Origin of the sequence: Bradyrhizobium hipponense (assembly GCF_008123965.1) — a bacterium.
Taxonomy (GTDB): domain Bacteria; phylum Pseudomonadota; class Alphaproteobacteria; order Rhizobiales; family Xanthobacteraceae; genus Bradyrhizobium; species Bradyrhizobium hipponense.
Map to the genome: position 1 here is coordinate 136233 of NZ_VSTH01000103.1, position 6473 is coordinate 142705.

The 6473-nt window shown below is 65.3% G+C and carries 6 protein-coding genes; 2 read left to right on the plus strand and 4 right to left on the minus strand.

Features of this window, described 5'->3' with window-relative positions:
* Positions 1 to 89: 89 nt before the first annotated feature.
* The 4 genes from FXV83_RS28705 to FXV83_RS28720 all read right to left on the minus strand — a co-directional run bounded on the left by FXV83_RS28705 (position 90) and on the right by FXV83_RS28720 (position 2939).
* Positions 90 to 503, minus strand: a complete 414-nt coding sequence (locus tag FXV83_RS28705) for a VOC family protein (protein ID WP_148742968.1) — start codon at positions 501 to 503, stop codon at positions 90 to 92.
* 38 nt (positions 504 to 541) lie between these two features.
* On the minus strand, positions 542 to 1078 hold the full coding sequence (locus FXV83_RS28710) for an SRPBCC family protein (RefSeq protein ID WP_148742969.1): 537 nt from the start codon (positions 1076 to 1078) through the stop codon (positions 542 to 544).
* Positions 1079 to 1272: 194 nt separating this feature from the next.
* A complete protein-coding gene (locus tag FXV83_RS28715) occupies positions 1273 to 2574 on the minus strand; it encodes an RNA polymerase sigma factor (RefSeq protein WP_148742970.1) in 1302 nt (433 codons plus the stop codon).
* Positions 2571 to 2939, minus strand: a complete 369-nt coding sequence (locus FXV83_RS28720) for a YciI family protein (RefSeq protein WP_148742971.1) — start codon at positions 2937 to 2939, stop codon at positions 2571 to 2573. The genes FXV83_RS28715 and FXV83_RS28720 overlap by 4 nt, the downstream gene beginning before the upstream one ends.
* A 142-nt stretch (positions 2940 to 3081) precedes the next feature.
* Between FXV83_RS28720 and FXV83_RS28725 the strand changes: the two genes are divergently transcribed.
* Positions 3082 to 4047 carry a 2-hydroxyacid dehydrogenase gene (locus FXV83_RS28725; RefSeq protein WP_148742972.1) on the plus strand — a complete coding sequence of 322 codons (966 nt, stop codon included), beginning with the start codon at positions 3082 to 3084 and terminating at the stop codon, positions 4045 to 4047.
* Positions 4048 to 4345: 298 nt separating this feature from the next.
* A complete protein-coding gene (locus FXV83_RS28730; RefSeq protein ID WP_187436224.1) occupies positions 4346 to 6313 on the plus strand; it encodes a methyl-accepting chemotaxis protein in 1968 nt (655 codons plus the stop codon).
* Positions 6314 to 6473: the final 160 nt, after the last annotated feature.

Sequence of the window (6473 nt, forward strand, 5' to 3'; positions counted from 1 at the left end):
ACGCACTGACTACTCATGCGCCTCCCCTCTCCTGCAACAACGCAGAGAGAGGGGGCGCCAGTTGATGCATCGGGCGATCACGCCCGCGCTCACATCCCTTCCGCCGGGCAGTTCACCATCCAGGGAATGCCGAACTTGTCGACGCACATGCCAAAGCCTTTGGCCCAGAACGTCTTGCTGAAGGGCATGGTGACCGAGCCGCCGTCGGCGAGCGCGTTGAACTTGCGCTCGGCCTCCGCGACGTCGGCGACCGTCAGCGAGATCGAAAAGCCCTGCGGTTTCTGAGCATGCTCGGGCGGAGCGTCGGAGGCCATCAGCACGCTGCCGTCGGGCAGCGACATCCGCGCGTGCATGATCGTCTTCTCGCGGCCGGGCGCGGCGGGCATGTCCGGCGGCGCGTCCGAAGACCGCATCATCGAGTCGATCTTGCCGCCGAGAATCTTGGCGTAATAGTTGAACGCCGCTTCGCAGGTGTCCTGATAGAACAGATAGGGATTGAGCATCGTTTCTCTCCTTGTTCACTTTCTGGCAGTGACGCTCGCTACTTCTCGGCGAGCTTCTTCAGGCTGGCGAGGCCGGCCTCGAAGTCCTTGCCGATCATGCTGTCCATGTTGATGAAGACCTGCATGACCTTGGACATGAACGGTGCCGGACCATACATCACCCATGTGACCAGTGTTGCATCGCCTTGCGGCACAAAAGTGAACTCGGCGGTGTTGTGGCCTTCGAAGGGACGTTCGAAATCGAGCTTGATGCGAAGCTTCGACTGCGCGTTCGCCTCGAGGATCTCCATGTGGCCGGCGCCGACATTGTTGTTCCCATCCCAGGCATAGGTCGCGCCTTTGCCCTGCGCGGTTCCGCCGAAGGTCCGCTTCATGGCGGGATCCCGGCCCTCATAGGGCGACCAACCGGTCCAGCGGTGGAAATCAGCGACATGCGGATAGATGGCATCAGCTGGCGCCTTCACGGCGAGGCTGCGTTCGACACGGAAAGTGTCGGACTTGGTCAGCGCGAGCACGAGGACGGCGGCTATACCGACCGCGAACACGACGGCAATGATGGCGACTGCTTTTAGCATCAATGGCTCCCGGGATACAGGCTTAGGACGAAGGGAGGAGGCTGGAGCCGACAATTCGAAATAGAATTTCTTGGCACGCTACAAGCTTCACGTCATGGCCGGGCTTGTCCTGGCCATCCACGCCCTGAACCGCAAAGGAAGTACGTGGATGCCCGGGACAAGCCCGGGCATGACGGCGGAGATGGTGTTGAGCCTTACTTCGCCTTTGCGCCCCGCCTGGCGCCGCCGTTAACGTCCTTTGGCTGGCTATCCCTGATCAATCGATCAATGTGCATGCGGATGTGGGCGGCCTCGGCCGATGTGTTGGCGAGCGCGATGGCACGGTCGAAGGCGACGCGGGCTTCGTCGTTGCGGCCGAGCTGCATCAGGAAGGCGCCGCGCACGCCGTAGAAATGGAAGTAGTTGGCAAGTTTCGGCGCTAGCGGCTCGATCACGTCCAGCGCGGCCTGCGGCCCCCGCACCTTGGAGACAGCCACCGCGCGGTTGAGCGTCACCACCGGCGAGGGCTGCACCAACTCCAGCGCGCCATAGAGCAGATCGATCTGCGCCCAGTCGGTTTCTGCCGGCGTTGCCGCGCGCGCATGCAGCGCGGCGATTGCAGCCTGGATCTGGTAGGGCCCGCTGCGGCGGTGGCGCATCGCCTTGTCGATCAGCGCCAACCCTTCCGCGATCATGGTGCCGTTCCACAGCGAACGGTCCTGATCATCAAGAAGAATGAGCGAGCCGTCGTCGGCAAAGCGCGCGTTGCTGCGCGCGTGCTGCAACAGCAGCAGCGCCGTCAACCCCATGATCTCCGGCTCGCTCTGGAACAGCCGCAGTAACAGCCGCGCCAGCCGGATCGCCTCCTCGCACAGCGGCTTGCGGATCTCCGCGGTATCGCCGCTTGCCGAATAACCCTCATTGAAGATCAGGTAGATCATCGCCGCAACGCCGGCGAGCCGCTCGGAGCGCTCGACTGGGCCGGGCGCCTCGAACGGCACGCCGGCCTCCGCGACCTTGGCCTTGGCGCGGGTGATGCGCTGCTCCATCGCCGCCTCCGACACCAGGAAGGCGCGCGCGATCTGCTTCACCGTCAAGCCCGACACGATGCGCAGGGCGAGTGCAATCTGCTGCGTCGCCGGCAGTTGCGGATGGCAGCAGATGAACATCAGCCGCAGGATGTCGTCGCGATAATGCGAGCCGTCGAGGCGTTCGGCGAGCGCGCCTTCGGCATCGTCGAGATCGGAGATCGCCTGGTCGTCTTCGGGCAACGGCGCCTGCTTGCGGGCGCGGCGGACCTCGTCGATCGCGACGTTGCGGCCGACCATGATCAGCCAGGCCGCGGGATCGCGCGGCGGACCGTTCTGCGGCCACGTCTTCAGCGCGCGCAGGCAGGCATTCTGGAACGCCTCCTCGGCGGTATCGAGATCGCGGAAGTAACGGAGCAGCGCGCCGACCGCCTGGGGTCGCGCCGACGTCAGCGCGGTCTCGATCCAGGCAGTATCGGCCTCGCTCACGTCAGATTTCCTCCGGGCCTGAACACGCCAACGGGGCGCACTTCGTAGGCGCCGCCGGGATTAGCGGCACCAAGGTCGCGCGCGACGTCGAGCGCGTCGTCGAGATTCTTGCAGTCGACGATGTAGAAGCCGAGCAATTGCTCCTTGGTCTCGGCATAGGGACCGTCGAGCACCAGCGGCGGGTCCTCCTTGCGCAGCGTCGCCGCCGCGGTGGTCGGCAACAACCGCGCCACCGGCCCGAGCCGGCCCTCCTTGGTGAGCTTGTCCTGCACCACGGCGAGCTTCTTCATCACGGCCTGGTCCTGGTCCTTGCTCCAGGAGCCGACGAAGTCCTCATCGTGATAGCAAAGGATGGCGTAGAGCATGGGTCGTACTTTCCTTGAACTCTTGTTCTGAAGACGAACAAATATGCCTCGCCCCGACAGTATTGCGGAAATAATTTGCAGGAAAGATCCGCCCGTTCATGCCAAGGAGGGCCTTTCAAAGCGGAACCGACGAGGCACATGAATGACCAAAGGCACACTGGCCGTCCTGATCAACAGCACGCAGCAGAACTGGCTGCCGGAGCGCTGGAAGGCCCGGTTCGACGCGGTCTGTGGCGGCCGCCCCGTGGTGCTGCTGCCCGATGCAGGGCTCGATCCCGCCGAAGTACACTATGCCGCGGTATGGAAGCCGATGCCGGGCGACCTCGGCGCCTTCCCCAATCTGCGTGCGATCTTCAATCTCGGCGCGGGCGTCGATGCTCTGATGGCGGACAAGAGCCTACCCGATGTGCCGCTGGTCCGAGTCGCCGTGCCCGACCTCACGGGCCGCATGACCGAATATGTCGTGCTGCATGTGCTGATGCACCATCGCCAGGAGCTTTACCTGCGGCAGTCGCAGCGCGAGAAGCGCTGGGAGCCGAAATATCAGGGGCCGGCGAGCGCCGTCACGGTCGGAATCATGGGGCTCGGCACGCTCGGCGCCGACGCGGCCGACGTGCTGCGGCGGCTTGGCTTCTGTGTCGCGGGCTGGAGCCGCAGTCCGCGTGCCATTGAGGGAGTCGCGTGCTTCCACGGCGCCGCGCAGATCGATGCGTTCCTGCGCGCGACCGACATTCTGGTCTGCCTGCTGCCGCTGACGCCGGACACACGGGGCATTCTCAACCGCGATGTGTTCGCAAAGCTCAACCGCAAAAGCCCGCTCGGCGCGCCCGTCGTGATCAATGCCGGCCGCGGCGGCTTGCAGAACGAGGACGACATTCTCGCCTGCCTCGACGACGGCACGCTGGGAGCCGCCTCGCTCGACGTCTTCGTCCAGGAGCCGCTGCCAAAGGACAGCCGGCTCTGGACCCATCCCAAGGTGGTGCTGACGCCGCACAACGCCGCCGACACCGACGCCGAAGCAATCTCGGCCTACGTCGCCGAGCAGATCGCGCGGTTCGAGGCCGACGGCGCGCTGGAGAATGTGGTGGACCGGGCAAGGGGGTATTAGGCGCCCTGGATTTTGGAGAGCGCAGGCGCCTCACAGTCAGTGTCGTCCCGGCGAAGGCCGGGATCCATACCGCGGAATCTAACGGGTGTGGGCGGTTGGAGTACCGAACGACGGTCTTCGCCAAATTGCATCCTGTGGTTATGGGTCCTGGCGTTCGCCAGGACGACATCTTCATTTTGGGCGCGAGGCCTCCATCCCAAATGGCGCGCACAACCACCGCTCCCCCACCCCCATTCACCCTCTCTTAGCGAGAAGTTGATAGACGTTCTTTAACCAACGCTCAAAGAACGAGTCGGACATGCGGGCGACACTCGGCCTCAGGATGCGGATTACGGTTGCGCTGGCAGTGACGGCGGCGGCGACCGCGCTGTTCGCCGTGCTCGGGGCGATGTGGATCATCGCAGGTATCATCGATCGCGCCGACCAGCGCGAGCTGCGCAGCCATTACGACGCCCTGCAATCGCGCATCGCCGAGGAATCGCACCGCGCCGCCGCGATGAGCGCCGTGGCAGCGGCGATGCCGGCGACGCAGGAGGCGATGGCAAAGCAGGACCGCGAGGCCCTGGTGCGGCTGTTCGGGCCCGTGTTCGCGGCCATCAAGTCGGACTATGGCGTCGATCAGTTCCAGTTCCACGTGCCGCCGGCGACGTCGTATCTGCGCGTGCACCAGCCCGCCAAATTCGGCGACGACCTTTCGGGCTTCCGCAAGACCGTCCTTATCGCCAACGAGGAGCGCAAGGTCGTGGTTGGCCTCGAAGGCGGGGTCGCCGGACTCGGGATTCGCGGCGTGGTGCCGATCGCGCAAAGCGGCAAGCATCTCGGCAGCGTCGAGTTTGGCCTGACCTTCGGCCAGCCGTTCCTCGATGACTTCAAGACCAACCGCCACGTCGACGTCGCTTTCCATCTTGCCGACGGCAGCGGCTTCAAGCTGTTCGGCGGCACGCTGAAGGGCAGGAGCTTCTTCGATGCGGCCGAGTACGGCCGCGCCGCCGAGGGTGGCTTCACCGTGCGGCGGGCCAAGCTCGAGGGCACGCCGGTCGCCGCGCTACTCGGACCGATCAAGGACTTTTCCGGCAAGCCGCTCGGCGCGGTCGAGCTGGTGATGGACAATGGCGATTACGAGGCCTCCGCCGACCGCGCCTGGCTGCTGGCGATCGGCATCGCGGCGCTCGGACTCTTGCTGGCGGCGATCGTCGGCTATCTCATTGCCCGGAGCATTTCGCGCCCGATCCTGTCCATCACTTCCGTGATGCGCGAGCTCGCGGACGGCCGGCTCGACGTCGCCATCCCCGCCAGCAAGGCGAATGACGAGGTCGGCGCGATGGTGAAGGCGGTTGCGGTATTCCGCGACAACGCGGTCAACTTCAACAAGCTCCAGGCCGACCAGGCCGACGCCAAGGCGCAGTCCGAAGCGGAGAAGCGGCGCGCCTTCGCCGAGCTCGCCGACAATTTCGAGGCCAGCATCCGCGACGTCGTCACCACGGTGTCCGCGGCCGCGGTCGAGATGGAGCATACGGCGCGCTCGATGTCTGATATCGTCGAGCAGTCGCGGCAGCAGACGCGCACGGTGTCATCGGCCTCTGCGCTCGCCTCGGAGAACGTGCAGACGGTCGCGGCCGCCGCCGAAGAACTGTCGTCGTCGATGACCGAGATCAGCCGGCGGCTGGCGCACGCGACCGAGGTGGTGGGCAAGGCCGCGAGTGACGGACGGCAGTCCAATGCACGCGTGCAGAGCCTGGCCGAGGCGGCCCAGAAGATCGGCGACGTCATCTCGTTCATCAGCGGCATCGCGGGGCAGACCAATTTGCTGGCGCTCAACGCCACCATCGAGGCGGCGCGCGCGGGCGAGGCCGGCCGCGGCTTCGCCGTCGTCGCCTCCGAAGTGAAGGCGCTGGCAACCCAGACCGCGAAGGCAACCGAGGAGATCGGTGCGCAGGTCACGGCCGTGCAAGGCGAGACCAGCGGCGCCGTGGAAGGCATCCAGTCGATTTGCGCGACGATTCAGCAAGTCGACGAAATATCGGCGGCAATCGCTGCCGCCGTCGGGCAGCAGGGCACGGCAACCCAGGAGATCGCGCAAAACGTCCAGCAGGCCGCGGCCCGCACCGGCGAAGTCTCGCAGAATATCGCCGGCGTCACCGACGGCATCGCCGCCACGGGCACGGCGGCGGAGGAAGTGCTGGGTTCGGCGGTCGAGCTGTCGAAACAGTCGCAACGGCTGCGCGATGAGGTGGACCGCTTCCTCGCGCATATCCGCGCGGCGTAGCGGATGCGGGATATCTCACTACAAACTCGTTGTCGTCCCGGCGAACGCCGGGATCCATGCCGCGTGATCCATCGATGGTGCGCGGTGTGAGTAGCGGTTGAACGCTCAACTTAGAGTCTTCGCCAAACTACTCCCTGTGATTATGGGTCCCGGCCTTCGC

What these genes read in the sequence shown, in the direction of transcription:
- FXV83_RS28705 (WP_148742968.1), bottom strand. Translation starts at nt 503, where the DNA reads ATGCTCAATCCCTATCTGTTCTATCAGGACACCTGCGAAGCGGCGTTC.
- FXV83_RS28710 (WP_148742969.1), bottom strand. Translation starts at nt 1,078, where the DNA reads ATGCTAAAAGCAGTCGCCATCATTGCCGTCGTGTTCGCGGTCGGTATA.
- FXV83_RS28720 (WP_148742971.1), bottom strand. Translation starts at nt 2,939, where the DNA reads ATGCTCTACGCCATCCTTTGCTATCACGATGAGGACTTCGTCGGCTCC.
- FXV83_RS28725 (WP_148742972.1), top strand. Translation starts at nt 3,082, where the DNA reads ATGACCAAAGGCACACTGGCCGTCCTGATCAACAGCACGCAGCAGAAC.
- FXV83_RS28730 (WP_187436224.1), top strand. Translation starts at nt 4,346, where the DNA reads ATGCGGGCGACACTCGGCCTCAGGATGCGGATTACGGTTGCGCTGGCA.